We start from the raw sequence: 26,162 nt of genomic DNA, 5'->3' as shown, positions 1-26,162 counted from the left end.
TTTGCTGCGGGGCACCTTGCTGATACCGTCAACTACGATCAGCTGGCCGTGCTTGTTACACGCTGACAGGTAAACTCGAGACACGTTTCGATCACGCGAACGTGCCGCGGGATCGTTGAAACTCTGATGGCGAACGGCCGTTCGCGCGATTGTTTTCGCCTACGGACCCCGTGTCAGGCATGTCTTGAAGCGCAAAAAAGCCATGGGTGGGAGGACTCATGGCTTTTTGCAGAAGTGGCCAGCTTGTGGGGCAAGTCAGGCCGTCAAGGCTGTTCCGCTTTAGCGGAGAACGGCATTGACCTTGTCGCCTTCGTCGTTGAGCTGGATCGATACCTTTTCGCCAGCCTGGATCGCCGGGATGGCGACGTCGCGCGGGACGGTGTAGCTCTGGCCGCTCTCGAGCGTAATGACGCGCGCCTGCTCGTTGAACTGAGAAACAACGCCGTTCGCGGAGGAAGCAAATGCGGCACCTGACATCATTGCGACAGCCGAAGCGGCGAGGATGATCTTCTTCATTGTTTTAGTCCTTTCAATGTTCGGTAGCGGATCGACGGTTCGTTGTTTTGTCGGTTCGCTTACCACTTATAGATAGGCACCTAACTTTTGGATTTCCATAGCTGGAGCGGTCACTCTCGGTCACAAAGCAGTCACGCCGAGTTGAGCCGGCAAACCGGTGCCGGACCGTTCACAAATCGGCGCAGTTGTGCGCAACGACCCTGGCGCAACATCGAGTCTGGTTGCGCCGTAGTGCGGATGGCTGTGGTCGCAGCCAGGCCCTGCGTGTCCGGATTGTCGTGCGTGTGTGGATTGTGGAGGCTTGCGGAGCGAAACTGTGCGTCCGTGTATGCTGTGTGAGGCAAGGTAGCGGTCGATGGGGCGGATCTGCGCTTCGTGCCGCGAGCCAGGCGTCGCAAACGAAAAAAGCCACGGGTGGGAGGGCCCGTGGCTTTTTCGGTGGTATCGGCAGTTCAGGGATATCGCGGTTTCCGCTTAGCGGAGGACCCCCTGTACCTTGTCGCCTTCGTCGTTGAGCTGGATCGAAACCTTCTCGCCGGTCTGGATCGACGGGATAGCAACGTCACGCGGAACCGAGTAGCTCTGGCCGCTTTCGAGCGTAATGACGCGAACGGCCGGGTCGAACTTGGCAACAACACCTTCTGCAGACGAAGCAAATGCCGCACCAGACATCAGAGTGATTGCCGAAGCGGCGAGGATGATCTTCTTCATGGGGGTATTCCTTTCTTTTTCCGGTAGCAAAGCGGCGGTTGTTGTTTTGCCGTCTCGCTGACCACTGTGAGATAGGCGCCTACCTTTCCGATTGCCATAGGCTGATCGGTCACTCTGATTCACAAAGCGGTCACGCTGAGTTGAGCCGGCAAAGCGGTGCCGGACCGTTCACAAAACGCGAATCTTGTGTGCAACGGGGCCCGTCGCCGGCGAGTCAGAAACCGGGCGAGGCGTCAGTCGGCGGGCGAGGTCTGGGCACGCTGGTGGCGGGCTTCGAGCGCGATCGAGCCCCAGATCAGGCCGAGCAGCAGGTGGAAGTGGCGCCAATGGTCGGTGTCGATGACGGTGCCGAGCGCGATATGGCCGAGGAAGACGACATAGGCCGACAGCAGGTAGGGCTGCCAGGGCCGGTTGCGCAGCAGGATGCGGAACCCAGCGGCGACGGTCCAGACGATCAGCGAGAGGTAACTGGCAAAGCCGAGCCAGCCATAGTCCATCAGCGTCTTGAGCCAGATGTTGTGTGTGTCCTCGCCATAGATCTGGCCGAACACCAGCGGTCCGATGCCGAAGGGTTTCTCCGTCGCCAGGAGGAAGCCTATTGCGTAGCGGGCGAAGCGGCCGAGCCGCGCGCCGTCATAGTCCTGGACGAGCTGGGCGCGTGTGGTGAACAGTTCTGCGATGCTGGGGATCTGCAGCACGATCAGCAATGCGACGGTCAGCAGCGCGATGGCGGCAATGCTCATCACCACGATCCGCAGCCGGAACCTGCCGCTGTCGCTTTGCAGGAACAGGAAGCCGGTGAGCAGGATGGCCGAGGCGCCGAACAGCCCCCAGGCGCCGCGCGAGAACGACAGGAAGATGCCGCCGGTGACGATGAGCAGCGGCACCGCATAGATCGCCATCTTGAGCGGATTGCCGGTCAGCACGCGGTAGAGCAGGTAGATGCCGGGCAAGGTGAGGAAGGGCCCGAAGACGTTCGGGTCCTGGAAGGCGCCGGCGGCGCGGCCATATTTGGTGAACATCTCTGCCCCGGGCACGGCGCCGAAATAGCCGAGCATGCCGAGCACCGAGGTAACCACTGCCGACGCCACCCAGGACAGGAAGATCACCCTGAACAGCCTCGGATCGGCTTCGGTGACCGCGGCGAAGAAGATGGCGGTGAAGCCGAGGAACAGCGACACGGCGAGATAGAGCGGCGTGTTCATCAGCTCCGCCATCTGCGTCATCGCAATCATGCCGCCGATGTTGAAGGTCACGATCAGCACCAGCAACGGGGTGATGGCACGCGAAATGCGCAGGCCAAACAGCGACCACACCGCGATCAGCCCGGCCATGTAGAGTTCGTAAGGCGCCGGCTCGCGGATGACGAAACCCGACAGCAATACGCCCAGCGCAATGGCGCCGGTGGAGATGAGCCCGATCAGCTTGGCGTTGATCGCGGCCCGCGGCAGATCATAGCTGATCGCGCTCAATAGGCGTTTTCCGTGTCGAGCAGGCGGATCGGCGTCAGGAACAGGATCTTGATGTCGAACCAGAGCGACCAGTTCTCGATGTAGTAGAGGTCGAACTCGGTGCGCTTGCGGATCTTCTCGTCGGTGTCCATCTCGCCGCGCCAGCCATTGATCTGGGCCCAGCCGGTGACGCCGGGCTTGACCTTGTGGCGGGCGAAGTAGCCGTCGACCACTTCATTGTAGAGCAGGTTGTGCGACTGCGCCGCAATCGCATGCGGGCGCGGGCCGACCAGGGACAGGCTGCCGAACAGCGAATTGAAGAACTGTGGCAGCTCGTCGATCGAGGTCTTGCGGATGATGCGGCCGACGCGGGTGACGCGCGGGTCGTTCTTGGTCACCGTCTTTTTCGCCGAGGGGTCGGACAGCTCGGTGAACATCGAGCGGAACTTGTAGACCTCGATCACCTCGTTGTTGAAGCCGTGGCGCTTCTGCTTGAACAGCACCGGGCCCTTGCTGTCGAGCTTGATGGCGATCGCGGTTGCCAGCATGACGGGCGAAAAGACGACGATGCCGAACAGGCTGAAGATGATGTCGAAGGCGCGCTTGGCGACCGAATCCCAGTCGTTGATCGGCTTGTCGAAAATGTCGAGCATCGGCACCGCGCCGATATAGGAATAGGAGCGCGGCCGGAACTGCAACTGGTTGGAGTGCGCCGACAGGCGGATGTCGACGGGCAGCACCCAGAGCTTCTTGAGCAGCTGCAGAACCCGGGTTTCGGCCGTCAGCGGCAGCGACACGATCAGCATGTCGATGCGCGCGATGCGGGCGAATTCCAACAGTTCCGAGACGGTGCCGAGCTTGGGATAGCCGGCGACGATCGGCGGCGAGCGCCGGTCGTCGCGGTCGTCGAAGATGCCGCAAATGCGGATGTCGTTGTAGGGGTGCTGCTCGATCGAGCGAATCAGCACTTCGGCTGCCTTGCCGCCGCCGACGATGACTGCCCGCCGCTCCATGCGGCCGTTGCGGGCCCAGCGCCGGATGACCCGTGCCATGATCAGGCGTTGGACGACGAGCAGCGCCAGCCCGATGACGAACCAGCTGCCGAACAGCAGGCGCGAAAACTCCGCCGAAACCTTCATGAAGAAGGCGGTGACCGCCATCAGGGCGAAGGTGGTGGCCCAGCACAGCGCCATCCGTCCCAGCGAGACGCCCGGCCGCATCAGCGACTGCAGCTGGTAGCAGTCCATGATCTCGAAAAGGACGATCGCGGCCAGCGAGGCGGCGAGGATGACCAGCGGATATTGCCAGCTCAGATGGCCGAGGAATCCGACGTGATAGGCATAGAGTGCCAAGCCCGTGACGAAAAGCATGCCGAATTCGGTCAGGCGCAGGATGCCGCTGAGCATGACCGGGGACATGGTGTCGCGACGGTACTGCGCTGCCACCTCTTGCGCGACATTGCTCAGCTTGGCCTTGTCGGTCGATTTGCCGTCGCCGTCAGCCGCCTTCACGGCTTCCGGGGTGAAGCGGCGCTTTGGGTCGAAGTTGTTCATCGTCGTCGATCTGTTGGCCGGTCGCCCGTTTGCCAGATTGACATATCAAAGATGAGCTAAGAAACCCTTGAGCAACAAAATTGTCTTGTAGCGTATTTCAGGCGCGTTTTTTCGGCAGCGCGGAGAAGTAGGCTTTCTCGACTTCGCGGGCCATCACGTCGACGCCGAAACGGGCCTTGAGCTCGGCGGTGTCGGGCATCGCGGCGGCATAGGCAGCAGGCGACCGGAAGGCCTCGATCATCTTCAGGCTGATTTCGCCAGCGTCCGGATTGACCAGCGCCGGCGACCGGGCTCCGAGAATCTCCGGAATGCCGCCCACGGCGGTCGCCACGATCGGCTTTGCGGCGGCAAGTGTCTCGAGCACGATGTAAGGCATCGCCTCGGCGCGCGACGGCACGACGACGAAGCGGGCAAGCGCAAATGCCTGGCGCGCCGGCATCGGCGCAAGGAAGCGGATCTTGCCGTCGAGCTCGAGCCTTTCGACCTGCGCGTGGTAGCGCGGCAGATCCTCGCCGTCGCCGACCATGACAGCGGTGACGTCCTTGTCGAGTTCCTGCCTTGCCGCCTTCACCGCGTCGATGAACATGTCGGGACCCTTCAGGTCGCGCATCATGCCGATGTAGAGAAAGTCGGCGGCATCGGGCTGAGCCGCTACCGGTTCGAATTCCGCGTCGCGCAGGCCGTTATAGACCAGGCTGTTGGGCACGCGCGGCTCACCGACCTTGCGGATGAAGGTGCGGCGTTCGTAGTCGGAGACGAACAGCAGATGATCGGTGAAACGCTCCATCAGGCGTTCGAGCCCGAAGAACAGCTTTCCGGTCATCGTCCTTTCGTCATAGTGCAGAGTGCCGCCATGCGGCGAATAGAGGCGGGCCACGCAATACCTTGAAACCCGCAACAGTGAGCCGAACGCACGCGCATAGGCACCACCTTTGGCGCCATGCCCGTGCAGCACGTCCGGCCGCAATTCCTTGATGATCTTGTAGGTGCGCCAGCCCGCCGCGATGTCGCCTGGCCCGATATGACGCTGCATCGACGTGCGCCTGATGCCGAGCGCCAGCATCGGCCGGATCGCCTCGAACAGGCGCTCCTCGTGCTCGCCGCCGGTGGTCGAGTCGCAGATGATGCCGACCTGGTGGCCGGCGGCCACCTGGGCTTCGGTCAGATCACGCACATGCCTGAAGATGCCGCCGACCGGCGACCTGAAGCAATGGACGATCCTGAGCTGGCGGGGCGGGGTCTGCGGCACGGCGGCTTAGAACAGCCGCTCGCGCACGTAGACCGTGTCGCCGGGCAGAAGCGGGTCCGTGGTCAGCACGCGGCCGGTCATCACCTTGCCGTTGATGTCGCGGGTGATGTCGACATTGCCCTGGTTGGCGCGGGCGCTGTAGCCGCCGGCCATGGCCACGGCCTTCTGGACGGTCAGGCCGGGAACATAGGAGTACTGGCCGGCCGCACCCACTTCGCCCATGACGAAGATCGGCCGGTAGCGATCGACCTCGACGGAAACGTCGGGATCGCGCAGATAGCCCTGGCGCAGCTTGGCGGCCAGCGCCTTTTCGACCTCCTGCGCAGTATAGCCGCGCGCCGGGACGCCGCCGACGAGCGGGAAGGAGATGTAGCCCGACTGGTCGACGCTGTAGGTGTTGGTCAGGCTTTCCTGCTCGAAGACGGTGACGCGGATGCGGTCGCCGGCGCCGAGACGGTAAGGCTGGTCGAGCACTTCATGAAAGGCAGCAGGCGCGGGGCGGTAGCTCGAGCAGCCGCTGACGACCAGCATGGCTGCGAGAAGCGCATGGCAAATGGGAAGGGAGCTTTTCATTTCTGCAGACACACCTTCGACGGCTTGCCGCCATGCAGCGGAGTATTGGTTCGCGCCAGTTATCGACTTGTTAGGGTTAATGCCCGGTAAAGGACGTGGCCCATCTTGCTTGGCCTGGGTTGTATACGAGGTTGCGCCGTTAACGCATGGGTTACCATGTTTGTTTACCGTGCAGTCTGCTCAGCCTCGGAGTAGGAACTGCATGTCTGGCGTCCAATCCACTGCCGGTGATGTCGATGTCGATCTGCGTCAGCTCTTCGCCAGTCTTGCGAGGAACTGGCTGCGCCTGCTGCTGTTTTCGGTTGCCGTCACTGCTCTTGCCTTCGTGCTGACTTCGCTGGCGACGCCGAAATACCGCGCCGAGACCCGACTTCTGATCGAAACGCGCGAGTCCGTCTTCACCCGGCCCGACGGCAGCGGCGACAACGAACGTCCGATCCTCGACGAGGAGGGGGTGACGAGCCAGGTCGAGGTCATCGGTTCGACCGACATCCTCAAGCAGGTTGCCAGGAAGCTCGACCTCGCCAGCCTGCCGGAGTTCGACGCCGCTTCGGAGATGTCGACGATATCGCGCCTGCTGGTGATTGCCGGGCTGAAGAGCGATCCCAGCGAGCTGCCGCCCGAAGAGCGCGTGCTCAAGGCATTCCGCGAACAGCTGACCGTCTATCGCGTCGAAAAATCGCGCGTCATCGTCATCCAGTTCTCTTCGGCCGATCCCAAGCTTGCGGCAGCGGTGCCCAATGCGATCGCAGAGGCCTATCTCGAATTCCAGCGCGGCTCGAAGCTCGAGTCGAGCACCGAGGCGACCGATTGGCTGAAGCCGGAGATCGCCGACCTCAACAAGCGCGTCAAGGATGCCGAGGCCAAGGTCGCCAGCTTCCGCTCGCAATCCGACCTGCTCGTCGGGCAGAACAATTCCGCACTTGCCACCCAGCAGCTGTCCGAACTTTCGAGCGAACTGTCGCGTGTCCGTGCCGGCCGTTCGGCCGCCGAGGCCACGGCGCAGAGCGTGCGCCAGGCCTTGAAGGGCGGCGGGTCGATCGACGCCATCCCGGAGGTGCTGTCATCTGGCCTGATCCAGCGCCTGCGCGAGCGCCAGATTCAGCTGCGCGCCGATATCGCCGATCTTTCGACATCGCTTTTGCCCAATCATCCGCGCATCCGGGCTCTGAATTCCCAGCTTTCGGACCTCGACGCGCAGATCCGCTCGCAGGCTGAAAAGGTGCTTGTCGGACTGCTCAACGAGGCCAGCAGCGCCGACCTGCGCGAAAAACAGCTTGTCGCCGACCTCAACCGGCTGAAGGTCGAGTCGGCCCGCGTCTCCGAGGAGGAGGTCGAACTGCGCGCCTTGGAGCGCGAGGCCGCGGCCCAGCGCGCGCTGCTCGAATCCTATCTCACCCGCTATCGCGAGGCCGCGTCGCGTCAGGACCGCAACTATCTGCCGGTCGACGCGCGCGTGTTTTCAACAGCGATCGTTCCGTCCGAATCCTACTTTCCCAAGGTCGTCCCGATCGTCGGCGCCGCCTTCGTCGGTTCGCTGCTGCTGATGGCGATCTTCACCCTGCTGCAGGAGTTGTTCTCCGGTCGCGCCATGCGCCCCGCCGCCGGCGCCCGCGTTACACCTGTGACGGTGGCGATGCCGGCGCGCCACGCCGCCGAGCTGCCGGAAGATGATGCGCCCAGGGCCTGGGTTGAAGCAGAAGAGCCGGCGGTTGCAGCTCCGCTCGCCGACGTCGACGGCGAGCCGCAGGAGATGGTCGATACGCAGGACGATCTTGCCGTCGCCGATGAGCCTGCTGCAGAACCCATGCAAGCGCCGACCCATGGCGGCATCAGCATCGAGACGGCGGCGGAAAGGCTGATTGCCGGGGGTGCCGCGCGTGCCATCTTCGTTTCACCCGAGGGCGACGATGCGGCAGCAACGGCGGTACTGGTTGCCCGCGAAGTCGCCGATTCCGGCCTGCGCGTGCTGCTGCTCGATTTGACCGCTTCGGGTGCCGCGGCAGGGCCGATGCTCGATGGTGGCCGTTATCCCGGTATCACCAACCTGCTCGCCTCCGAAGCCCAGTTCACCGATGTCATCCGCGCCGACCATTATTCCGATTGCGATGTCATGCCGGTCGGCACAGCCGATCCGGCGCGCGCCATGCGTGCCGCCGACCGTCTGCCGATCATCATGGACTCGCTGACGACCGCCTATGACCTCGTCGTCGTCGAATGCGGCCCGGCCGACGCCGGCGAAATCACGCGGCTGGTCGGCGACGGCACCGAGGTGCTGGTCAGCTTCCTCCGCCATGACGATGAGATTGCCTATGTCGCCGACGGCCTGCGCGCCGGCGGCTACGAGGACGTCATCCTGGTGACCCCGGTCGGCCATCACTTGCCGACGACGCCGCAGCCGACGCGGACGGCTGCCTGAGCTAATCTTCTTCGGGGGGCGCCGCCGCGGCCGGCTTGCCGCGCACGCCTGAACGCAAGCGTTTGATCAGCGCCCACATCCTGTCGTTGTTCTTGACGACGCTTTTGGCGCGCGACAGCGACCTCAGGCCAAGCGCATAGACGCGGCCCTTGGCCGTCAGCGGCGCCAGCACATCGGCATGCTGGATCTCGAGGTCGCACCACTGCCGCTTGTAAGGCTCGTCGCCGACGCTGAAATCGTAGACACCGAAGCCCTGGCCGCAGGCTTCGGATATGTTGTCGAAGAACAGGTATTCGCCTGGGCTGGCATGGGCCAGTTCGTCGTCTGATATGGCGCCGAACTCGCAGATCAGTCGATTTCCGGCACGGCTCGAGCCGGTCACCGCGCGATACTTGCCGCCGACTTCGAGCCCGTGCAGGACGAAGGATGGATGTTCCCTTGCCAGCGCGTCGACGAACAGCTTGCGGAAGAATGTGCGTACGTTGGTCTCGGCAAACACGTCGGTGATGCCCATCGCGCCAAAGCGCTGCTCTTTCATGGCGAAGAACGCGTCGAGCATGGCATTGGCCTCGACGGTCGTCGTTGCCATCGTGCGCCGTGCGCCGCCGAGAGCTTCGTATTTTCGCTCCTGGCTGCGATGCCGCTTGCGCTTCTTCTTGCCGCTGGTTCGCGTCAGCACGCGCTCGAAGCCGCCGTCGAGATCGACGGCAAGTGCGAGATTCGGGCTCGGCGCCGACGGCAGCCTCAGCAATGGATTGGGCAGGCCATCGAGGTCGCTGAACAGGCGGTCGAAGGCAACGAGGTCGATATCCGGCCGGGCCGTGCCGATTGCGCGGACGAGGACGCTGATGTCATCGGCACTGGCCGCCGCAAGCCAGTTCCTGTCGGCAGCCGGAAAGTTGCCGTTGGCATGTTTGCCGCCCAGGAACCTGGCAATGCGAAACGGCCCTTCACGGACGACTTCAAGGGCAAGCGACATGACCGGCCGGCCATTGGCGCTCAAAGTGGCCAGGATGGCGTCGGGTTTGCTGGTCTCGATCCAGGCGGCAACCCATTCCGGGCTCTGGGCCGGCGCATGGATGGTGGTGAACTTGCCGTAGGCGCTCAACGCATCGCACGAAGCCGCCAGCACAACTGCCGTCGTCGCGTTGCCGGTGGCGGCAGCATGACGTAGCAAGGCATTGTTTTCGCTGGGGGCAGTAGCGTCAACCATACTTCAATCCTTGCCGGCTATTGGTCGGCATATATGGAGCATTCCTCGGTATGCTCGACGCCACCGAGCCTAGGCGCCAAAGGTGAAGGAATGATCGACATAGCCAGAAAGCTGGCTTTCCTGCTGATCGGATATGGTGGGCTTGGCGCTCTGGCCAAGCCGCTGGTGGGCGGCGTCGGCGTTATCCTCATGCTGCACCGGGTCAGTGCGCTGCTCGACCGGCCCGACGGCCCCAATCGTCATCTGACCATAACGCCCGGCTTTCTCGACGTGCTCATCGGCGAGATGAAGCGGCTCGGTTATGCCTTCGTCTCCATGGATGAGGTTGTCGGCCGCCTGAGCTCCGGCCGCACGACGGGGCCCTTCGCAGCGCTCACTGCCGACGACGCCTATCGCGACAATCTCATCGAGGCCTTGCCGGTTCTCGAGAGCCATGGCGCGCCCATCACCATCTATGTCGCGCCGGGGCTCACCTCGGGTGCTGCCGACCTGTGGTGGGAGGTTCTCGACGACATCGTCGAAGCCGGCAAGCCGGTGACGGCCACGGTCATGGGCGAGCAACGCACATTCGAATGCACCACGCCGCGTGACCGCAAAGGCGCTTTCCTTGAACTGTCCGACTGGCTGACGTCGGAAGTGTCGGAAGAAGATCAGCGGCAGGTGCTGCGCGGCCTGGCCGAGCAGGTTGGCGTCGACGCCTCGGCGCCGAACCGCGACCTGTTGATGGATTGGACCGAGATCAGGCGAGCCGCCAGCCACAAGCTGGTCACGATCGGGGCCCACACGGTCCATCACTGCAATCTCAAGCGCCTCGAAGCCGGCAAGGCGCTGCGCGAGATGCACCGCTCGCGCAGTCTGATCGAGGCCGAATTGGGCGAGGCACCGCAGCATTTCGCCTATCCTTACGGCTATGCGGCGGCGGCTGGCATGCGCGAGACCCATCTGGCGCGCCAGGCCGGCTTCGTGTCGGCGGTCACGACCCGGCACGGCGTTCTTGTACCCGGCCATGCCGCGCATATGCATGCTTTGCCGCGGATTTCGGTCAACGGCCGCTACCAGGATCTCGCATCGATGCGCGCCATGCTGTCGGGCGCGACGACATTGATCACCAATGGCGGTCGCAAGCTCGTGACTGTGTAGGTTCAGTGACCGGCGGTCTTGGATGGCTTGACCATCCATTTGATGATCAGCATCGCAGGCAGGATCCAGAGCAGGCCGCTGAGGAAGAAGAACAGCAGGTGGGTGACAGGGCCTGATTGCGACAGCTGGGCAACAGCCACCATGGTCGCGATCAGCGCGTAGACGACGACCAGCAGCACCAGCAGCACGGTTCCGATCAGCTTCTTGACGCGCACGGGCATTTCTTCATCCTTTGTCCAGGCTTCGCATAGTCGCTCTGGCCAGCCGGTGCAACCGGGTAGGGTGGCCGGCGCGACTGCGTGTCGCGTGGGCCGAACTTGCCAGCGGGGCCATCATGGTCCACCAGTCCCGCGGTTTCGATGAGCCGGGAACGATTGCCGGGAAAGATTGTAATGTCAGCCATGACCAACACTGCCGCACCGCTTGCCGAGCGCAACAGGGAGCTGCGCAACCGCACGCTGGTTCGCGGCTGGCTTTATCTCGTGCTGCTGGTGCTGTTTGCGCTTGTCATGGTCGGCGGCGCCACCCGCATGACCGGCTCCGGTCTCTCCATCACCGAATGGAAGCCGATCCACGGCGTCATTCCGCCGCTCAACCAGGCCGAATGGCAGGAGGAGTTCGAGAAGTATCAGCAGATCCCGCAATATGAGCAGATCAACAAGGGCATGACCGTTGACGAGTTCAAGGGCATTTTCTGGTGGGAATGGGCTCATCGCCTGCTCGCCCGCGGCGTCGGCTTCCTCGTTGCCATTCCGCTCGCCTTCTTCTGGATCTCGGGCCGCCTCGAGCGGCGGCTGAAACCGCGCCTCGTCGGCCTGCTGGCGCTCGGCGGGTTCCAGGGGTTCATCGGCTGGTGGATGGTCGCCTCGGGGTTGTCGGAGCGTGTCTCGGTCAGCCAGTACCGGCTGGCGATCCATCTCACCTTCGCCTGCATCATCGTTACCGCTGTCGCCTACATCGCGCGCGGCCTTGCGACCTATTCGGAGGCGCCGGCGGACCGGCGCATCCAGCGCTTCGCGGGCATCATGGTGCTGCTGGTGATGTTGCAGATCTATCTCGGCGCCCTGGTTGCCGGCCTGCATGCCGGCCTTTCCTACAACACCTGGCCGCTGATGGACGGCGCCATCATCCCCGGCGACCTTTTGGTCATCGAGCCCGTCTGGCGCAACTTCTTCGAAAGCCCGAAGACCGTGCAGTTCGTCCACCGCATGTTCGCCTATACGGTGCTGGTCGTGGCGTTCTGGCATGCGTTCACGACAATGACGCAGGCGCCGCGCACGACCCATTCCCGCCGGGCCTGGGTGCTGGCTTTGCTGATCGTTGCGCAGGCGGCAATCGGCGTCGGCACCTTGCTGATGCAGGCGCATATGCACTGGGCGCTGCTGCATCAGGGTTTTGCGCTGATCGTGCTGATCTTTGCCACGGCGCATTGGCGCGCGACCAAGGGGGCATATCCCCTTGAAAACGACGTCGCGGTCAGAAACTAGCGCGAACAGCTCTGACGGCTGCGACGACGGCGAGTTCGCTCGCCTCGTCCTCGTCGCTCTTGTCCTCGGCGTGCCAGGACGACGACAGGCAGCCCCACGCGATGGCGTGATCCAGGATCGTGTCAGGGCGCTGCCCCAGCGTCCTGGCGAAGACCTCGGCCATGTGGGCGATGCGCTGAGGATCGACGCAGAGGTCGTCGTGCCGGTCAAGCGGGTTGTAGAAGAAGTTCGCCGCGTCGAAACCCGGATCGCCAAGGATGCCCTTGGGGTCGATGACCAGCCAGCCGCGCTCGCCGAAAAGGATGTTGTCGTGATGCAGATCGCCATGCAGCACGCGCAGCTCGTGCGGATCGGACAGCAGCCGCTCGGCAATGACTGATGCGTCCCGGTAGGGGCTTGCAAGCCCGGCGTCGCGATCGAGTTCGGCCTTCTTGAACAGGCTGTCGAAGCGCTGCCGCAGCGGCTGCAGATCGGCAGGAGGCTGGACGTCGGACGGCGAAAACAGCTGCGCCATCACCTCGTTGGCGATGTCGGTGGCGTGGCGGTCGCCGTGTTCGTTCAGTTCATCGACGAGCAATCGCTCGCCGGCATATTCGAGCAGCATGTCGTGCCCCTCGAAGCCGAGCAGGCGCACGGCGCCGACGCCGTCGCGCCAGCTCAGATAATGTGCGCCGCGCAATTCGTCGGCGACATCGTCGAACGGCTTGAGCGCCTTGACCACGGCCGGTTTGCCGTCGGCCAGCCGCACTTTCCAGATGCGGCTGGAAAAGGTCTCGGCAATCAGCTGGGGATCGCTGACATTCCACTCATCTGGCCAGCGACCTGGAATAGCAGCCTGATCCATTCCTAGTGCTTGAGCCCGAGCATCAGGTCCATGTTCTGGACAGCGGCACCCGAAGCACCCTTGCCGAGATTGTCGAGCAGCGCCACGAGGTTGACCTGGCCCTGGCCTTCGGTGCCGAAGACATAGAGCTTCATGCGGTCGGTGTCGGCAAGCTCGGTCGGGTCAAGCCGGTCGAGCTTGGCGCTGACCTCAAGCGGCACGACCTCGACGATGTCCTGTCCGGCATAGTGCGCGGCAAGCGTTGCGTGGATGTCGGCGATCGAGGCCGAGCCATTGAGGTCGGCGAGATGCAGCGGCACCTGGACGATCATGCCCTGGGCAAAGCGGCCGACCGAGGGCGCAAAGATCGGGCGGCGCTCGAGCAGGCCATGCTGCTTCATCTCGGCAACGTGTTTGTGCATCAGCGGCAGGCCGTAGAGGAAGTGCGGCGCAGCTATGTGGTCGGGGCGCGAGGCGTCCTCCATCTGGCCGATCATCTGCTTGCCGCCGCCGGTGTAGCCGGAAACGGCGTTGACGCTGACTGGGTAGTCGGCCGGCAAGGTGCCGGCCGCGACCAGCGGACGGATCAGCGAGATCGCGCCGGTCGGATAGCAGCCCGGGTTGGCGACGAGCCGTGCATCGGCGATGCGCTTGCGCTGGGCAGCGTCCATCTCGGCAAAGCCATAGGCCCAGTCGGGGTGGACGCGATGCGCCGTCGACGTATCGATGATGCGGGTCGAGTTGTTGCCTTCGAGAATGCGGACGGCTTCCTTCGAGGCATCGTCGGGCAGGCACAGGATGGCGACATCCGCCTCGTGCAGGCGCTCGGCCCTGAGGTCGACGTTGCGGCGTTCGGCTTCCGGGATCGACAGCACGGCGAGGTCGTCGCGGGCGGCGAGGCGCGTGCGGATCTGGAGGCCCGTGGTACCGTGTTCGCCGTCGATGAAGATTTTCGGTTTCATTGTCTGCCGTCCGTCGAAAAATTCGTTATTTCAGGTGGTTATGGCCAAATTCGGACTCTCGTCCGCAAGCCGTTGATTCAATGCCTCAGGCCTTGTCGCGCGCCTTCTTCTCGGCCAACAGGCCGAGATAATGCATGGCGACCGTCGAGCCGGCGATAGCCGTAATATCGGCATGGTCATAGGCCGGTGCAACCTCGACGATGTCGGCGCCGACGATGTCGATCTGGGTCATCTGGCGCAGCACCGACAGGATCTTGGCCGAGGACGGGCCGCCGGCCACCGGCGTGCCGGTTCCGGGCGCAAAGGCCGGGTCGAGGCAGTCGATGTCGAAGGTGACATAGGTCTTCTTGCCGCCGGTGCGTTCGGCGATCGCATAGGCGATGTCGGCAGCGCGCATCTCCTCGACCTCGTGGCCGTAGAGGATCTTGATGCCGCAATCGTCGGGCGCGTGCGTACGGATGCCGATCTGTATCGAGCGATCGGGGTCGATGATGCCGTCCTTGACGGCGCGCGCCACGAACGATCCGTGATCGATGCGCTTGCCGTCGTCAGGCCAGGTGTCCTGGTGGGCATCGAACTGCACCAGCGCCATCGGGCCGTGGATCGCCGCATGCGCCTTCAGCACGGGCCAGGTGACGAAATGGTCGCCGCCGAGCGTCAAAAGGAAGGCGCCCGATTTCAGGATCTTGGCTGCTTCGCGCTCGATTGTAACAGGGGTCTTCTGGTGGTTGCCGCTGTCGAGCAGGCAGTCGCCATAGTCGATGACGGCGAGGTCGTCGAACAGGTCGCGGTTGAACGGGTATTGCGGGTCGCAATCGAAGATCGCCGAGGCGCGACGGATGGCCTGCGGGCCGAAGCGTGCGCCCGGCCGGTTGGTGACGGCGGCGTCGAAGGGGATGCCCCAGACCACCGCCTCGGCCCCAGTGACATTCTTCGAATACTTGCGGCGCATGAAGGACAATGCCCCTGCATAGGTCGGATCACCCGAGCGACCCTTGGGGCCGCGTGCGGTAAAGGCGTGATCGATCGACGAAGAGGGCATGGGCAGTTTCCTTATTCGGTCTTTCGGAATTCGGTCGTTCAGAATTGCGAGGCGCAAGAACTACAGAAGCCTGAACCAACATGCCAGCCCCATGGCGAATTGCGTGTGACAGCTGCATTCATCGCCCTGTCATCTGTCTTTCACGCCCATGTCATCGCCGCCTTTTAGGTCGCTCCAGGCATATCAAGCCATGGAGCGATTCCCATGCGGACAGTTCTGGCAGGCGCAGTCTCGGTCTTGCTGACCCTCGCTCTGGCGACGTCTGGCCATGCCGGTTCTCGTTCCGAAGAGATCCTCGCGCGCTTCGAAAATGCCAATCAGTGGCGTGACCATGTGATGGTCGTGGCGCACAGGGCAGGCGGCCTGCAGGACGGCAAGCGGCGCTTTGCCGAAAACTCCATCGCCGCCCTGCGCGATGCGATCTCTCTCGGCGCCGAAATGGTCGAGATCGACATCCGCCGCTCCGCCGACGGCGAACTGATCGTCATGCATGACAGCTGGCTCGACCGTACCACCGACTGCACGGGCGAGGTCGTAACCCGCGCCATGGACGAGCTCAGGACATGCCGGCTCGTCGTCGAGGGTACCGGCACTGTCACCGCCGAAACAGTGCCGACGCTGCGGGAATATCTGTCGGTCGCCAAGGGCAGGATCCTGGTCAATCTCGACAACAAGCTCGACACCGCCGACCTCATCGACATGGTTGCGCTGGCGCGCGCCATGGAGATGGAAGAGCAGGTGGTGGTCAAGGCGAACCTGTGGAATGCCGAGCGTGTCGCCACCGTGAAGGCGGTGATGGCGCGGGTGGGGCAAGGGTTCCAGTTCATGCCGATCATGGCTGACGACGCCGTGCGCGACCCCGCTTTCGTCGAGGCATCGGGCAAGGCTTTCGCCGCAAATGCCGTGGAGATGATTGCCTGGCGCGGCGACACCGAAACAATGACCGTATCTGGCGGGCCGCTGTTTTCGGCCAGGGTCAAGGCAGCGGCCATTCGCGGCAACTGGCACATCTGGGTTGACACTCATGCCATCGTCAACAAACCGGGTGGCTATCTCGCCGGCGGCCGCGGCGACGAACTGGCGGTGGCCGCCGGGTTTCCCAACGAAGTGTTCGGCTTCTGGGCCGAACGCGGCGCGACGATGATCCAGACCGATGAGCCGCGTGCAGCCATCAACTGGCTGGCCGCCAATGGCTATCGTGTGCCTTATGCCGAATTGGAAAAACCCGTGGCCTCTGTCGCAGGCCAGGCGGGCGCATCCCAGCCGCCGACCAACTGATGCCGCGGGAAGGGGCTAATACGCTCTCGAGCCCCGAAGCGCCTTGCGCCGGTCCTTGAGCGAATATTTCGAGCCGCCCTCCTTGAGAAGCCTCTTGCCCTTTTTGTTGCAGTGGCTGTCGGCTTTGCCGGCGGCCTTTCGCGCGTCGGCACCCTTTTCGATCGCCTTGTCATAGGCGCGCATCCAGCAACTGTCGAACGAGGTTGCCCGCTTGAGAAACTTGTTCGACGCGGCCTCTGCTGGGCCAGCGGCAAAGGCTATGGCGACTGCCAGTGCGAGCATGCGGACCATGGTGATTTCCACCGGCGGCTTGAAGTTGCGCTTCCAAGCATAAGCCAGGCCGGCCGGAACAGCATGCGGAAAAGAAAAAGGCCGCCCGAAGGCGGCCTTTTCCGAAATCCGGACTGCGAAACGCTTAGCGCTTCGAGAACTGGAACGAACGGCGGGCCTTGGCCTTGCCGTACTTCTTACGCTCGACGACACGGCTGTCGCGGGTCAGGAAGCCGCCCTTCTTGAGCACGCCGCGCAGCGTCGGCTCGTAGTAGGTCAGCGCCTTGGAGACACCGTGACGAACAGCACCGGCCTGGCCCGACAGACCGCCGCCGACGACGGTGGCGATGACGTCGTACTGGCCGACGCGAGCAGCCGCGACGATCGGCTGGTTCAGGATCATCTGCAGCACGGGGCGCGCGAAGTAAGTCGCGAATTCCTTGCCGTTGACGATGATCTTGCCGGTGCCCGGCTTGATCCAGACGCGAGCAATGGCGTTCTTGCGCTTGCCGGTGGCATAGGCGCGGCCGCTCTTGTCGAGCTTCTGGACGTGGACCGGAGCTGCCGGCTGTGCGGCTGCAGCGACGGTGCCGAGTTCTGCGAGCGAGCTGAGATCAGCCATGATTACGAGGCCTTCTTGTTCTTGGCGTTCAGCGCGCCGACGTCGAGCGTCACAGGCTGCTGGGCGACATGCGGATGGTCGGCGCCTGCATAGACGCGGAGATTCTTCATCTGGCGACGACCGAGCGGGCCACGCGGGATCATGCGCTCAACGGCCTTCTCGAGCACGCGCTCAGGGAAACGGCCTTCGAGCAGCTGGCGCGCGGTGCGCTCCTTGATGCCGCCGGGGTGGCCGGTGTGCCAGTAGTACACCTTGTCGGTGAACTTCTTGCCGGTGAATGCGACCTTGTCGGCGTTGATGATGATGACATTGTCACCGTCGTCGACGTGCGGGGTGAAGGTCGGCTTGTTCTTGCCGCGGAGGATGTTGGCGACGATGGTGGCGAGACGGCCGACGACGAGACCTTCGGCGTCGATCAGCACCCACTTCTTCACCACGTCCGCAGGCTTCTGCGAAAAGGTTGTCATGGTCTTATGCTTTCGGTTCGGACCTTCAAGAGAAGGCGTTTCTTGTTGCTTTCATTGGCATTCGGCCAGGCCTGCCGCCAATAACAAAACGGCGGCCTTTGCGGACCGCTGCTTTGGATGGGCTTATAGGCGAGGGCTGATGGCCCGTCAAGCGAGCCAAAAAAGGCAGTCGTCTTGTAATATGAAGCAAAAACAAGATGTTATGAGTGTGGTATTATTTTACCGTGTCGTTTGGCGCTTCGGCGGGATCGAATAGGTGCCGGTTGCGTGCGCCACCGTCTGCCGGTCCGGGCCGGCGACGATGTCGATGTCGAACACCATCAGGCTCTTGCCGAGCTTCAGAATTCGGCAGTGGCCGTCGATCGGGCCGGCTTCGGCCTTGCGCATGAAGCTGATGTTGAGATTCGTCGTCACCGACAAGGCGTCTGGTCCGGCGTGGCTCAGCACGCAGACATAGCCGCCGATGTCGGCAAGCGTGAACAGCGACGGGCCCGAGACGGTGCCGCCGGGCCGGAGATGGCGTTCGTCGGCGTTGAGGCGCACGGAGCATCCACCCGGGAAAACCTCCGTCACCCGGTAGAAGTCGTACTGTTCGTTGAGCTGAGGGTAGACCTGCTTGAGGAGATCGTTGACCTCGTTCGCCGTCATCGTCGGCGTCAGTCCGTGCTGCTCGGGCATATAGCTCTTTCCATCGACTTTCCCACCATGCGCCCCGGCCCCATTTCTAGGCTTGCCGGATGAACCGTCGAGTTCGCCACGTTCACATGGTTGGAACCAAGTTTGTGTGCAAACGTATATGGCTGAGGCTCGACTTTGGCGATTCGTCTTTCGCCGCACTGAACTCGCTCAGGGGACACCATGGCAGAAATCGTCGCCATCAAACGTAGCACACCGGAAGGTCCGGTTTGGGCCAGTCTGGATAAGGGCGTGCTGCGTCTGGTGCTCTCCAATCCGCCGGCTAACGTGCTCTCGGTCGCGACCATGGCAGCACTTCAGGCACAGCTGGATGGCGCCATGGACGACAAGGCGATCCGGGTGATCGTCATCGCCGCCGAGGGCGGCGTGTTTTCAGCCGGCCATGACCTCAAGGAACTGACGGCACACCGAAGCGATGCTGATCGCGGCCGCGCCTTCTTCGAGCTCACAATGTCGCGCTGCTCGGCTTTGATGCAGTCGATCGTGCGCCACCCCAAGCCCGTCATCGCCGAGGTCGACGGCCTCGCCACCGCGGCCGGCCTGCAGCTCGTCGCCAGTTGCGATCTCGCCATTGCCTCCGATCAGTCCACCTTCTGCACGCCCGGCGTCAATATCGGCCTGTTCTGCTCGACGCCGATGGTCGCGCTCTCGCGCAACGTCTCGCGCAAGCAGGCGATGGAGATGCTTTTGACGGGTGAGACCATCGACGCCACGACAGCGCGCGACTTCGGTCTGGTCAACCGCGTCGTGCCGCGTGAATACCTGAATCACATTGTTGGCAAATATACGCAAACCATTGTTTCGAAATCGCCTTTGACGCTGAAGATCGGCAAGGAGGCGTTCTACGCCCAGGCCGAGATGAGCCTTGCCGAAGCCTATGACCATGCGGCGAAGGTGATGGTCGACAACATGCTGGCAAAGGATGCCGAGGAGGGGATTGGCGCATTCATCGACAAGCGCCAGGCCGACTGGACAGGAGAATAGGTTTGGAACAACGCCTTTCGCTTGTAACACTTGGAGTGGACGATCTCGGCCGCGCCGTGCGCTTCTATGAAGCAATGGGGCTCAGGCGGAACCAGTCGATCACCGAGGGTGTCGCCTTCTTCCAGATGGGGGGCATCGTGCTCGGTCTCTGGAGCCGCGACCAGCTGGCTGCCGACGCCGGCGTTCCCGGCGGCAAGGGCGGTTTCTCCGGTGTGTCGATTGCCTACAACACGCGCTCCGAGGCGGAGGTCGACGAGATCCTGGCGACGGCCGAAAGGGCAGGCGGCCGCATCGTCAAGCCGGCGCAGCGCGCCTTCTGGGGCGGCTGGTACGGCTATTTCGCCGATACCGAAGGCCATTTGTGGGAAGTGGCCCACAATCCCGATTTCCCGATCGCCGAGGATGGCTCGATCTCGCTGCCGTGACGTGTGTTTGCACACGCTTTCGAAAGCCGGTATCCAGTGCCGTCGAACGACGCGGCCATGAACAACGACAGATGAACCACGACAGCTACGACAACGCCTACATCGCCGGAATCCTGAATGCGGTGAAGACGATCGCCGTCGTCGGCGCGTCGGCCAATGACGTCAGGCCGAGCTACTTCGTCACCAAATATCTGATCGACAAGGGCTACGAGGTCTTTCCGGTCAATCCCGGACATGCCGGCAAGGACATCCTTGGCCGCATGACATATGCCAGCCTTGCCGACATCCCCGCGCCGATCGACATGGTCGATGTTTTCAGGGCGTCGCCTGCCGTGCCAGGCATCGTCGACGAGGTGCTCAAGCTCGATCCGCTGCCCAAGGTGATCTGGACGCAGTTGACCGTTCGCCATGACGAGGCCGCCGCGCGCGCTGAGGCTGCGGGCATCAAGGTCGTCATGAACCGTTGCCCCAAGATCGAATATGCGCGGCTTGCCGGCGAAATCGGCTGGAACGGCGTCAATTCCGGCGTGCTCTCCTCGAAGCGCCCTGTCATGCGCGAGGGTTTCCAGAGTTTCGGCATCCGCGCAAAATAGTCCGGCATTCGTCCGGGTTTTTGCAATGCCGCGCAAATAATCTCTGCCTGCCGCGGCAGATGTGAAATTTTCGTCTTTGCTTTCCGCCGCGGCCTTGGCCAAAGATGCCAGCTGATTTGACGAACCTATTCTTTGGAGGAAAAAGATGTCCCAGCGCGCCCCTGGTTTCAACACGCTTGCCGTCCACGCCGGCGCCAAGCCCGATCCGGCAACCGGCGCACGAGCCACGCCGATCTACCAGACGACGTCCTATGTCTTCGACGATGCCGACCACGCAGCCTCGCTGTTCGGGCTCAAGGCCTTCGGCAACATCTACACCCGCATCATGAACCCGACCCAGGCCGTGCTCGAGGAGCGCATCGCAGCGCTGGAAGGCGGCACGGCGGCGCTTGCCACCGCCTCCGGTCACGCCGCCCAGCTTTTGGTGTTCCACAATCTGATGCGCCCGGGCGACAATTTCGTCGCCGCGACCCGCCTCTATGGCGGCTCGATCAACCAGTTCGGCCATGCCTTCAAGAATTTCGGCTGGGAAGCGCGCTGGGCCGACACCAACGACATCTCGAGCTTCGACAAGCAGATCGACGGCAAGACCAAGGCGATCTTCATCGAGAGCCTGGCCAATCCCGGCGGCACCTTCGTCGACATCGAGAAGATCGCCGACATCGCCCGCAAGCACGGCCTGCCGCTGATCGTCGACAACACGCTGGCAAGCCCCTACCTCATCCGCCCGATCGAGCATGGCGCCGACATCGTCGTCCATTCGCTGACCAAGTTCATCGGCGGCCATGGCAACTCGATCGGCGGCGTCATCGTCGACGGCGGCACCTTCGACTGGTCGAAGTCGGGCAAGTATCCGATGCTGTCGGAACCGCGGCCCGAATATGGCGGCGTCGTGCTGCACGAGACCTTTGGCAACTTCGCCTTCGCCATTGCCGCCCGCGTGCTCGGCCTGCGCGACCTCGGCCCCGCCATTTCGCCGTTCAACTCGTTCCTGATCCTCACCGGCCTCGAGACCCTGCCGCTGCGCATGCAGCGCCATTGCGACAATGCGCTGACCGTCGCCGGCTGGCTGTCCGACCACCCCAAGGTCGAATGGGTGGCCTATCCCGGCCTCAAGAGCGACAAGAACCATGCGCTGATGAAGAAGTATTCGCCCAATGGCGCCGGTGCGGTCTTCACCTTCGGCCTCAAGGGCGGCTACGAAGCGGGCGTCAAGTTCGTCGAGGGCCTGGAGCTGTTCTCGCACCTTGCCAATATCGGCGACACCAAGTCGCTCGTCATCCATCCCGCCTCGACAACCCATCGCCAGCTCTCCGACGAGCAGAAGATCGCCGCAGGCGCCGGACCCGACGTCGTCCGCCTCTCGGTCGGCATCGAGGATGTCAGCGACATCATCGCCGACCTCGAACAGGCGCTGGCCAAGGCCTGATCGCCCGTGCAAGACTTGGCCCCGGCAGCGTGTGCTGCCGGGGCCTTTTGCTTTTGCCAGGCCTCTTGCTGTTTGGGAGTGCGATCTTGCCAAGATTTCTGACCATCGACGTCAATGGCATCGAGCCGGAAGCAGGCGCGCCGGCAGGCGGCCGTCTGATTTCGGGAGACCCGAAATTCACCACCTGGAATGCCGAGGAGGCCGATGGCGGGCTCTATGCCGGCATCTGGCAGTCGACGCCGGGCAAATGGCGCATCGAATATGACGAATGGGAGTTCTGCCACATCCTGTCGGGTGTCTCCGTCATCTCGGAGGAGGGCGGCGAGGCCCGCACGGTGCGGGCCGGCGACAGCTTCGTCCTCAGGCCCGGCTTCAAAGGAAGCTGGGAAGTGCTTGAAACGACTCGCAAGGAGTACGTGATCCGGCTCTGAGCGTCAGCTTCGCCCCGCATCGAATTTTTCCGACGCCGATGCCAGCGCGTCGATCTCGTTGGCGCATAGCAGCGGCTTCAGCGCCTCGAACTTCTCCGCGGGCCATTCGTAGACCTTGAGCGCCAGCAATCTGTCGACAACGGCCTGCGCAAAACGCGTCTTGATCGGCACGGCCGGATTTCCGGCAACGATCGTGTAGGGCGCCACGTCCTTGGTCACGATCGCGCCCGAGGCGATGATGGCGCCTTCACCGACGGTCACGCCCGGCATGATCATGGCGCGCATGCCGATCCAGGCGCCATCGCCGATGATCGTGTCGCCCTTGCCGGCATAGGCATCCAGAATGAACTCCGGAAACGGATAGAGACTGAACCAGTCGGTGCGGTGCGTGTGGTTGCCGCCCAGCAGGATCACCGCTTCTGCGCCGATGCAGACATAGTCGCCGATGTGGAGCTGGTCGATCGGCCAGGCCGGCTGCCATGCCTTGAGGCTGTAGGCGTCGCCATAGAGATACCGCACCACGCTGTCCTCGAACGATCCCGACCAGGCATCGCTGTAGTAGCTGTGCGTGCCGCGAACATGGATGTTCGGATTGGTGACGGTCTCGTGCAGCAGTTCCACCTTGGACCAGTGCCTAGCGTCGTTTTTCATTGCTTTAGATCCTCGGGGCGCACCCCAGCCACTCAGGCTTTGGTGGCGAATACATGAAGCCAGTCGGTTGGCTGGCGGTCGTAGCCGCTGCCTCTGCGGCTGGTGATTTCGATTTGCCCGTTCCAGCCGCGGTCGCCATATGCGCCTGCCAGCCATTCCGGGGAAGGGTAGTTATAGTACCTTCCGAAGCGGTCACGCCCCTCGGCCTCGCCCGCCTTGAAGCTTGCATAAAACACCCCTCCGCGGACCAGTGCCCGCTGAACACGGGAAATGATTGCCGGTAGATGTTCGCGCGGCACATGCAGCAGGCAGGCATTGGCCCACACGCCGTCATAGGCGTCGATTTCGTCGATGTCGTCAAACAGAAGGACCTTGACGGTTCGGCCAAGGCGTCTCGCGGCCGCCGCCGCGATTGCCTCCGTACCATCTGACGGCGTTACGTCGAAGCCCTCGGCAAGCATGGCCTCGCTGTCTTGTCCCGCGCCGCATCCGAGTTCCAGCACGCGGCCGCCGGCGGGCAGGCGGGCCATGAAGTCGTGGAGACGGTGCCTGCTCGCCGGCTGGCCCCTGGCCGTGTAGGTTTCTGCCTCGTTCGAGTAGAACCGGATCGTTTCCTGGTCTTTGGCTTCCCTCATGATCGCTCCGATAGCTGGTGTCCGCAAAACAGGCCATCGAGATCGTCATCAAGGCCGGATATCCGCTCAACCGACAGCCGAGCGTCATTTGAGAGGAGCCACTACCGCAGCAGGCATGGAAAGTACCAGTGCCGAGCATTGAGCCAGCTGTCGCAGCGAAAGTTAGCAATAGCTGAAATCACGGGTGTTCACCGGCCTTGCGCAATGGTGAGGCGGCATCCTATTTACAGGGCAAAGCCTCTGAACCGATTCTGCCCGTCCGGCGCCGGAATCCCCTCACGATAAAGGGACAGTCGATGAAGAACCCCGTCGAAACATACATGAACCTCGTTCCGATGGTGGTCGAGCAGACCAATCGCGGCGAGCGCGCCTACGATATCTTCTCGCGCCTGCTCAAGGAGCGCATCATCTTCATCACCGGTCCGGTCGAGGACGGCATGGCGACGCTTGTCTGCGCCCAGTTGCTGTTCCTCGAGGCCGAGAACCCGAAGAAAGAGATCAACCTCTACATCAACTCGCCGGGCGGCGTGGTGACCTCGGGCATGGCGATCTACGACACCATGCAGTTCATCAAGCCGGCAGTATCGACGCTGTGCATCGGCCAGGCCGCCTCGATGGGCTCGCTGCTGCTCTGCGCCGGCCACAAGGACATGCGCTTCGCAACCCCGAACGCCCGCATCATGGTGCACCAGCCCTCCGGCGGTTTCTCCGGCCAGGCTTCGGACATCGAACGCCACGCCCAGGACATCATCAAGCTCAAGCGTCGCCTCAACGAGGTCTACGTCAAGCACACCGGCAAGGACTATGACACCATTGAACGGACGCTCGACCGCGACCATTTCATGACTGCCGACGAGGCGCGTGACTTTGGTTTGATCGACAAGGTCATCGAAAGCCGCGACGTCGCTGAGGGTGCCACGGCTTCGTGATTGGACGCTGCGACCTGCCTGCAGGGCCACATCTCGCATTTTTGAGGTGCCCTGCGGCATTTCGGACACATTTTGCTGTTCCCTCGATGGAAGCGTCGGCCTACGTTAAGGTGGCGTTGAGCTTCGACGGCTTAGCGTTGTTCAAGGGTGCCGCGACTCGTTGCAGCGACTTCTGGAATGTGAGTGTACGGAAATCGTTGCGGCGGCCAGGGAATGGCGGTGGCGGCGTCCGTCGTTAGATTGCATATGCGCCCCGGAGCCAGACCTTCGGCCGGGCGGCAGTGAAAGGACTTGGACAAGATGAGCAAGGTCAGCAACGGCGGCGGCGACTCCAAGAACACGCTCTATTGCTCGTTCTGCGGCAAGAGCCAGCATGAGGTACGCAAACTCATCGCCGGCCCGACCGTCTTCATCTGCGACGAATGCGTCGAACTGTGCATGGACATCATCCGCGAGGAGAACAAGACCTCGATGGTGAAGTCGCGCGAGGGCGTGCCGACACCGCAGGAAATCCTCAAGGTTCTGGACGACTACGTCATTGGCCAGCCCCACGCCAAGCGCGTGCTGTCGGTGGCCGTCCACAATCACTACAAGCGTCTCGCGCACGCTTCGAAGAGCAACGACGTCGAGTTGGCGAAGTCCAACATCCTGCTGATCGGCCCAACCGGCTGCGGCAAGACGCTGCTGGCCCAGACGCTCGCCCGCATCATCGACGTGCCGTTCACCATGGCGGATGCGACGACGCTGACCGAGGCCGGTTATGTCGGTGAGGATGTCGAGAACATCATTCTCAAGCTGCTGCAGTCGGCCGACTACAATGTCGAGCGCGCCCAGCGCGGCATCGTCTACATCGACGAAATCGACAAGATCAGCCGCAAGTCGGACAATCCCTCGATCACCCGCGACGTCTCGGGCGAGGGCGTCCAGCAGGCACTGCTGAAGATCATGGAAGGTACAGTCGCTTCCGTGCCGCCCCAGGGTGGCCGCAAGCACCCGCAGCAGGAGTTCCTGCAGGTCGACACCGCCAACATCCTGTTCATCTGCGGCGGCGCCTTCGCCGGCCTCGACCGCATCATCTCGGATCGCGGCCGCAAGACATCGATCGGCTTCGGCGCCAATGTCGCTTCGCCTGAGGACCGCCGCACCGGCGACCTGTTCCGCCAGGTTGAACCAGAGGATCTGCTGAAGTTCGGCCTGATCCCCGAATTCGTCGGCCGTCTGCCCGTGCTGGCGACGCTCGAGGACCTCGACGAGCCTGCGCTGATCCAGATCCTGACCGAGCCGAAGAACGCCCTGGTCAAGCAGTACCAGCGCCTGTTCGAGATGGAAAATGTCGACCTGACGTTCCACGAGAACGCACTCTCGGCGATCGCCAAGCGCGCCATCGAGCGCAAGACCGGCGCCCGCGGCCTGCGTTCGATCATGGAAGCGATCCTGCTCGACACCATGTTCGAGCTTCCGGCGCTGGAAGGCGTCCAGGAAGTCGTGATCTCGGAAGAGGTGGTGACCGGCAGCGCAAGGCCGCTCTACATCTACTCCGAACAGAAGGAAAAGAAGGGCAGCGTCAGCGCCTGAGGCTTGGCGACCCAAGGCTTGGCGACCCAAGGCTTGGC

The 26,162-nt window shown here is 63.0% G+C and carries 28 protein-coding genes; 11 read left to right on the top strand and 17 right to left on the bottom strand.

Features of this window, described 5'->3' with window-relative positions; all coding sequences use genetic code 11:
• Window positions 1-279: 279 nt before the first annotated feature.
• The 6 genes from IG197_RS03565 to IG197_RS03540 form a co-directional block, all read right to left on the bottom strand.
• Window positions 280-516: a DUF1344 domain-containing protein gene (locus IG197_RS03565; RefSeq protein ID WP_067962929.1), complete on the bottom strand. Its 237-nt coding sequence runs from the start codon at window positions 514-516 to the stop codon at window positions 280-282.
• A gap of 474 nt (window positions 517-990) precedes the next feature.
• Window positions 991-1,227: a DUF1344 domain-containing protein gene (locus IG197_RS03560; RefSeq protein ID WP_192317000.1), complete on the bottom strand. Its 237-nt coding sequence runs from the start codon at window positions 1,225-1,227 to the stop codon at window positions 991-993.
• A 233-nt stretch (window positions 1,228-1,460) separates the two neighbouring features.
• Window positions 1,461-2,699: an O-antigen ligase gene (locus IG197_RS03555; protein WP_192316998.1), complete on the bottom strand. Its 1,239-nt coding sequence runs from the start codon at window positions 2,697-2,699 to the stop codon at window positions 1,461-1,463.
• Window positions 2,696-4,231, bottom strand: a complete 1,536-nt coding sequence (locus tag IG197_RS03550) for an undecaprenyl-phosphate glucose phosphotransferase (protein WP_067962920.1) — start codon at window positions 4,229-4,231, stop codon at window positions 2,696-2,698. Before IG197_RS03550 ends, IG197_RS03555 begins: the two co-directional genes overlap by 4 nt.
• Before the next feature lie 97 nt (window positions 4,232-4,328).
• A complete protein-coding gene (locus IG197_RS03545; RefSeq protein ID WP_192316996.1) occupies window positions 4,329-5,480 on the bottom strand; it encodes a glycosyltransferase family 4 protein in 1,152 nt (383 codons plus the stop codon).
• Window positions 5,481-5,486: 6 nt separating this feature from the next.
• Window positions 5,487-6,053, bottom strand: a complete 567-nt coding sequence (locus IG197_RS03540; RefSeq protein WP_192316994.1) for a polysaccharide biosynthesis/export family protein — start codon at window positions 6,051-6,053, stop codon at window positions 5,487-5,489.
• A gap of 202 nt (window positions 6,054-6,255) precedes the next feature.
• On the opposite strand from IG197_RS03540, the gene IG197_RS03535 reads away from it, so the two are divergent.
• Window positions 6,256-8,472, top strand: coding sequence for an exopolysaccharide transport family protein (locus IG197_RS03535; protein ID WP_192316992.1), 2,217 nt, complete (start codon window positions 6,256-6,258; stop codon window positions 8,470-8,472).
• A 1-nt stretch (window position 8,473) separates the two neighbouring features.
• On the opposite strand, the gene IG197_RS03530 is transcribed toward IG197_RS03535, so the two are convergent.
• The gene (locus IG197_RS03530) at window positions 8,474-9,685 is read right to left on the bottom strand and encodes a GNAT family N-acetyltransferase (RefSeq protein ID WP_192316990.1); all 1,212 of its coding nucleotides are present in this window, start codon (window positions 9,683-9,685) and stop codon (window positions 8,474-8,476) included.
• A 90-nt stretch (window positions 9,686-9,775) separates the two neighbouring features.
• Between IG197_RS03530 and IG197_RS03525 the strand changes: the two genes are divergently transcribed.
• Entirely contained in the window at window positions 9,776-10,825 is a 1,050-nt protein-coding gene (locus IG197_RS03525; RefSeq protein WP_067962904.1) for a polysaccharide deacetylase family protein, read from the top strand.
• 2 nt (window positions 10,826-10,827) lie between these two features.
• On the opposite strand, the gene IG197_RS03520 is transcribed toward IG197_RS03525, so the two are convergent.
• Window positions 10,828-11,046, bottom strand: coding sequence for a DUF2842 domain-containing protein (locus tag IG197_RS03520; protein WP_067962901.1), 219 nt, complete (start codon window positions 11,044-11,046; stop codon window positions 10,828-10,830).
• 171 nt (window positions 11,047-11,217) lie between these two features.
• On the opposite strand from IG197_RS03520, the gene IG197_RS03515 reads away from it, so the two are divergent.
• On the top strand, window positions 11,218-12,312 hold the full coding sequence (locus IG197_RS03515) for a COX15/CtaA family protein (RefSeq protein WP_192316988.1): 1,095 nt from the start codon (window positions 11,218-11,220) through the stop codon (window positions 12,310-12,312).
• Here the strand turns inward: IG197_RS03515 and IG197_RS03510 are convergent.
• From IG197_RS03510 to speB, 3 genes are all read right to left on the bottom strand, one after another.
• Window positions 12,302-13,156, bottom strand: a complete 855-nt coding sequence (locus IG197_RS03510; protein WP_192316986.1) for an aminoglycoside phosphotransferase family protein — start codon at window positions 13,154-13,156, stop codon at window positions 12,302-12,304. The two genes, IG197_RS03515 and IG197_RS03510, sit on opposite strands and share 11 nt — an antisense overlap.
• Window positions 13,157-13,158: 2 nt before the next feature.
• Window positions 13,159-14,097 (bottom strand): N-acetyl-gamma-glutamyl-phosphate reductase, encoded by a 939-nt coding sequence (argC, locus tag IG197_RS03505; protein WP_192316984.1) that lies wholly within the window; start codon window positions 14,095-14,097, stop codon window positions 13,159-13,161.
• An 85-nt stretch (window positions 14,098-14,182) separates the two neighbouring features.
• Complete coding sequence (speB, locus tag IG197_RS03500) at window positions 14,183-15,139, bottom strand: agmatinase (RefSeq protein WP_192316982.1); 957 nt, start codon at window positions 15,137-15,139, stop codon at window positions 14,183-14,185.
• 204 nt (window positions 15,140-15,343) lie between these two features.
• Between speB and IG197_RS03495 the strand changes: the two genes are divergently transcribed.
• On the top strand, window positions 15,344-16,417 hold the full coding sequence (locus IG197_RS03495) for a glycerophosphodiester phosphodiesterase family protein (protein ID WP_192316980.1): 1,074 nt from the start codon (window positions 15,344-15,346) through the stop codon (window positions 16,415-16,417).
• Between the two features lie 15 nt (window positions 16,418-16,432).
• Here the strand turns inward: IG197_RS03495 and IG197_RS03490 are convergent, their stop codons facing one another.
• The 4 genes from IG197_RS03490 to IG197_RS03475 all read right to left on the bottom strand — a co-directional run bounded on the left by IG197_RS03490 (window position 16,433) and on the right by IG197_RS03475 (window position 18,454).
• Window positions 16,433-16,708, bottom strand: coding sequence for a hypothetical protein (locus IG197_RS03490; protein WP_192316978.1), 276 nt, complete (start codon window positions 16,706-16,708; stop codon window positions 16,433-16,435).
• 124 nt (window positions 16,709-16,832) lie between these two features.
• A complete protein-coding gene (gene rpsI, locus IG197_RS03485; RefSeq protein ID WP_067962883.1) occupies window positions 16,833-17,309 on the bottom strand; it encodes a 30S ribosomal protein S9 in 477 nt (158 codons plus the stop codon).
• 2 nt (window positions 17,310-17,311) lie between these two features.
• Entirely contained in the window at window positions 17,312-17,776 is a 465-nt protein-coding gene (rplM, locus tag IG197_RS03480; protein WP_067962880.1) for a 50S ribosomal protein L13, read from the bottom strand.
• Window positions 17,777-17,995: 219 nt separating this feature from the next.
• Window positions 17,996-18,454 (bottom strand): PaaI family thioesterase, encoded by a 459-nt coding sequence (locus IG197_RS03475; protein ID WP_192316976.1) that lies wholly within the window; start codon window positions 18,452-18,454, stop codon window positions 17,996-17,998.
• 180 nt (window positions 18,455-18,634) lie between these two features.
• On the opposite strand from IG197_RS03475, the gene IG197_RS03470 reads away from it, so the two are divergent.
• From IG197_RS03470 to IG197_RS03450, 5 genes are all read left to right on the top strand, one after another.
• A complete protein-coding gene (locus tag IG197_RS03470; RefSeq protein WP_192316974.1) occupies window positions 18,635-19,456 on the top strand; it encodes an enoyl-CoA hydratase in 822 nt (273 codons plus the stop codon).
• Between the two features lie 2 nt (window positions 19,457-19,458).
• A complete protein-coding gene (locus tag IG197_RS03465) occupies window positions 19,459-19,881 on the top strand; it encodes a VOC family protein (protein ID WP_067962870.1) in 423 nt (140 codons plus the stop codon).
• A 71-nt stretch (window positions 19,882-19,952) separates the two neighbouring features.
• On the top strand, window positions 19,953-20,474 hold the full coding sequence (locus tag IG197_RS03460; protein WP_067962867.1) for a CoA-binding protein: 522 nt from the start codon (window positions 19,953-19,955) through the stop codon (window positions 20,472-20,474).
• 145 nt (window positions 20,475-20,619) lie between these two features.
• Window positions 20,620-21,903 carry an O-acetylhomoserine aminocarboxypropyltransferase gene (locus IG197_RS03455; protein WP_067962865.1) on the top strand — a complete coding sequence of 428 codons (1,284 nt, stop codon included), beginning with the start codon at window positions 20,620-20,622 and terminating at the stop codon, window positions 21,901-21,903.
• A gap of 86 nt (window positions 21,904-21,989) precedes the next feature.
• Window positions 21,990-22,334, top strand: a complete 345-nt coding sequence (locus tag IG197_RS03450; protein WP_192316972.1) for a cupin domain-containing protein — start codon at window positions 21,990-21,992, stop codon at window positions 22,332-22,334.
• Window positions 22,335-22,337: 3 nt separating this feature from the next.
• Here IG197_RS03450 and IG197_RS03445 read toward each other — a convergent pair whose 3' ends face one another.
• Window positions 22,338-22,985, bottom strand: a complete 648-nt coding sequence (locus tag IG197_RS03445) for a CatB-related O-acetyltransferase (protein WP_182573823.1) — start codon at window positions 22,983-22,985, stop codon at window positions 22,338-22,340.
• 32 nt (window positions 22,986-23,017) lie between these two features.
• On the bottom strand, window positions 23,018-23,620 hold the full coding sequence (locus IG197_RS03440) for a bifunctional 2-polyprenyl-6-hydroxyphenol methylase/3-demethylubiquinol 3-O-methyltransferase UbiG (protein WP_192316970.1): 603 nt from the start codon (window positions 23,618-23,620) through the stop codon (window positions 23,018-23,020).
• A gap of 296 nt (window positions 23,621-23,916) precedes the next feature.
• Here IG197_RS03440 and IG197_RS03435 point away from each other — a divergent pair, with 296 nt between their 5' ends.
• Entirely contained in the window at window positions 23,917-24,549 is a 633-nt protein-coding gene (locus IG197_RS03435) for an ATP-dependent Clp protease proteolytic subunit (protein ID WP_067962859.1), read from the top strand.
• A 300-nt stretch (window positions 24,550-24,849) separates the two neighbouring features.
• A complete protein-coding gene (clpX, locus tag IG197_RS03430; protein WP_067966693.1) occupies window positions 24,850-26,124 on the top strand; it encodes an ATP-dependent Clp protease ATP-binding subunit ClpX in 1,275 nt (424 codons plus the stop codon).
• The last annotated feature ends 38 nt before the right edge of the window (window positions 26,125-26,162 follow it).

Source organism: Aminobacter sp. SR38 (genome assembly GCF_014843375.1).
Lineage (GTDB): Bacteria > Pseudomonadota > Alphaproteobacteria > Rhizobiales > Rhizobiaceae > Aminobacter > Aminobacter ciceronei.
The sequence above is the reverse complement of the archived record's forward strand: the minus strand, read 5'-3'. Positions and strand labels throughout refer to the sequence as shown.

Excerpts from the sequence above, each read along its gene's own strand:
- IG197_RS03560 (WP_192317000.1), bottom strand. The coding sequence starts at position 1,227 with ATGAAGAAGATCATCCTCGCCGCTTCGGCAATCACTCTGATGTCTGGT.
- IG197_RS03515 (WP_192316988.1), top strand. The coding sequence starts at position 11,218 with ATGTCAGCCATGACCAACACTGCCGCACCGCTTGCCGAGCGCAACAGG.
- IG197_RS03565 (WP_067962929.1), bottom strand. The coding sequence starts at position 516 with ATGAAGAAGATCATCCTCGCCGCTTCGGCTGTCGCAATGATGTCAGGT.
- IG197_RS03535 (WP_192316992.1), top strand. The coding sequence starts at position 6,256 with ATGTCTGGCGTCCAATCCACTGCCGGTGATGTCGATGTCGATCTGCGT.
- rplM (WP_067962880.1), bottom strand. The coding sequence starts at position 17,776 with ATGACAACCTTTTCGCAGAAGCCTGCGGACGTGGTGAAGAAGTGGGTG.
- IG197_RS03470 (WP_192316974.1), top strand. The coding sequence starts at position 18,635 with ATGGCAGAAATCGTCGCCATCAAACGTAGCACACCGGAAGGTCCGGTT.
- IG197_RS03495 (WP_192316980.1), top strand. The coding sequence starts at position 15,344 with ATGCGGACAGTTCTGGCAGGCGCAGTCTCGGTCTTGCTGACCCTCGCT.
- IG197_RS03520 (WP_067962901.1), bottom strand. The coding sequence starts at position 11,046 with ATGCCCGTGCGCGTCAAGAAGCTGATCGGAACCGTGCTGCTGGTGCTG.
- IG197_RS03530 (WP_192316990.1), bottom strand. The coding sequence starts at position 9,685 with ATGGTTGACGCTACTGCCCCCAGCGAAAACAATGCCTTGCTACGTCAT.
- clpX (WP_067966693.1), top strand. The coding sequence starts at position 24,850 with ATGAGCAAGGTCAGCAACGGCGGCGGCGACTCCAAGAACACGCTCTAT.
- IG197_RS03455 (WP_067962865.1), top strand. The coding sequence starts at position 20,620 with ATGTCCCAGCGCGCCCCTGGTTTCAACACGCTTGCCGTCCACGCCGGC.
- IG197_RS03490 (WP_192316978.1), bottom strand. The coding sequence starts at position 16,708 with ATGGTCCGCATGCTCGCACTGGCAGTCGCCATAGCCTTTGCCGCTGGC.
- IG197_RS03510 (WP_192316986.1), bottom strand. The coding sequence starts at position 13,156 with ATGGATCAGGCTGCTATTCCAGGTCGCTGGCCAGATGAGTGGAATGTC.
- IG197_RS03475 (WP_192316976.1), bottom strand. The coding sequence starts at position 18,454 with ATGCCCGAGCAGCACGGACTGACGCCGACGATGACGGCGAACGAGGTC.
- IG197_RS03460 (WP_067962867.1), top strand. The coding sequence starts at position 19,953 with ATGAACCACGACAGCTACGACAACGCCTACATCGCCGGAATCCTGAAT.
- IG197_RS03440 (WP_192316970.1), bottom strand. The coding sequence starts at position 23,620 with ATGAGGGAAGCCAAAGACCAGGAAACGATCCGGTTCTACTCGAACGAG.
- IG197_RS03540 (WP_192316994.1), bottom strand. The coding sequence starts at position 6,053 with ATGAAAAGCTCCCTTCCCATTTGCCATGCGCTTCTCGCAGCCATGCTG.
- IG197_RS03525 (WP_067962904.1), top strand. The coding sequence starts at position 9,776 with ATGATCGACATAGCCAGAAAGCTGGCTTTCCTGCTGATCGGATATGGT.
- speB (WP_192316982.1), bottom strand. The coding sequence starts at position 15,139 with ATGCCCTCTTCGTCGATCGATCACGCCTTTACCGCACGCGGCCCCAAG.
- IG197_RS03550 (WP_067962920.1), bottom strand. The coding sequence starts at position 4,231 with ATGAACAACTTCGACCCAAAGCGCCGCTTCACCCCGGAAGCCGTGAAG.
- rpsI (WP_067962883.1), bottom strand. The coding sequence starts at position 17,309 with ATGGCTGATCTCAGCTCGCTCGCAGAACTCGGCACCGTCGCTGCAGCC.
- IG197_RS03445 (WP_182573823.1), bottom strand. The coding sequence starts at position 22,985 with ATGAAAAACGACGCTAGGCACTGGTCCAAGGTGGAACTGCTGCACGAG.
- IG197_RS03435 (WP_067962859.1), top strand. The coding sequence starts at position 23,917 with ATGAAGAACCCCGTCGAAACATACATGAACCTCGTTCCGATGGTGGTC.
- argC (WP_192316984.1), bottom strand. The coding sequence starts at position 14,097 with ATGAAACCGAAAATCTTCATCGACGGCGAACACGGTACCACGGGCCTC.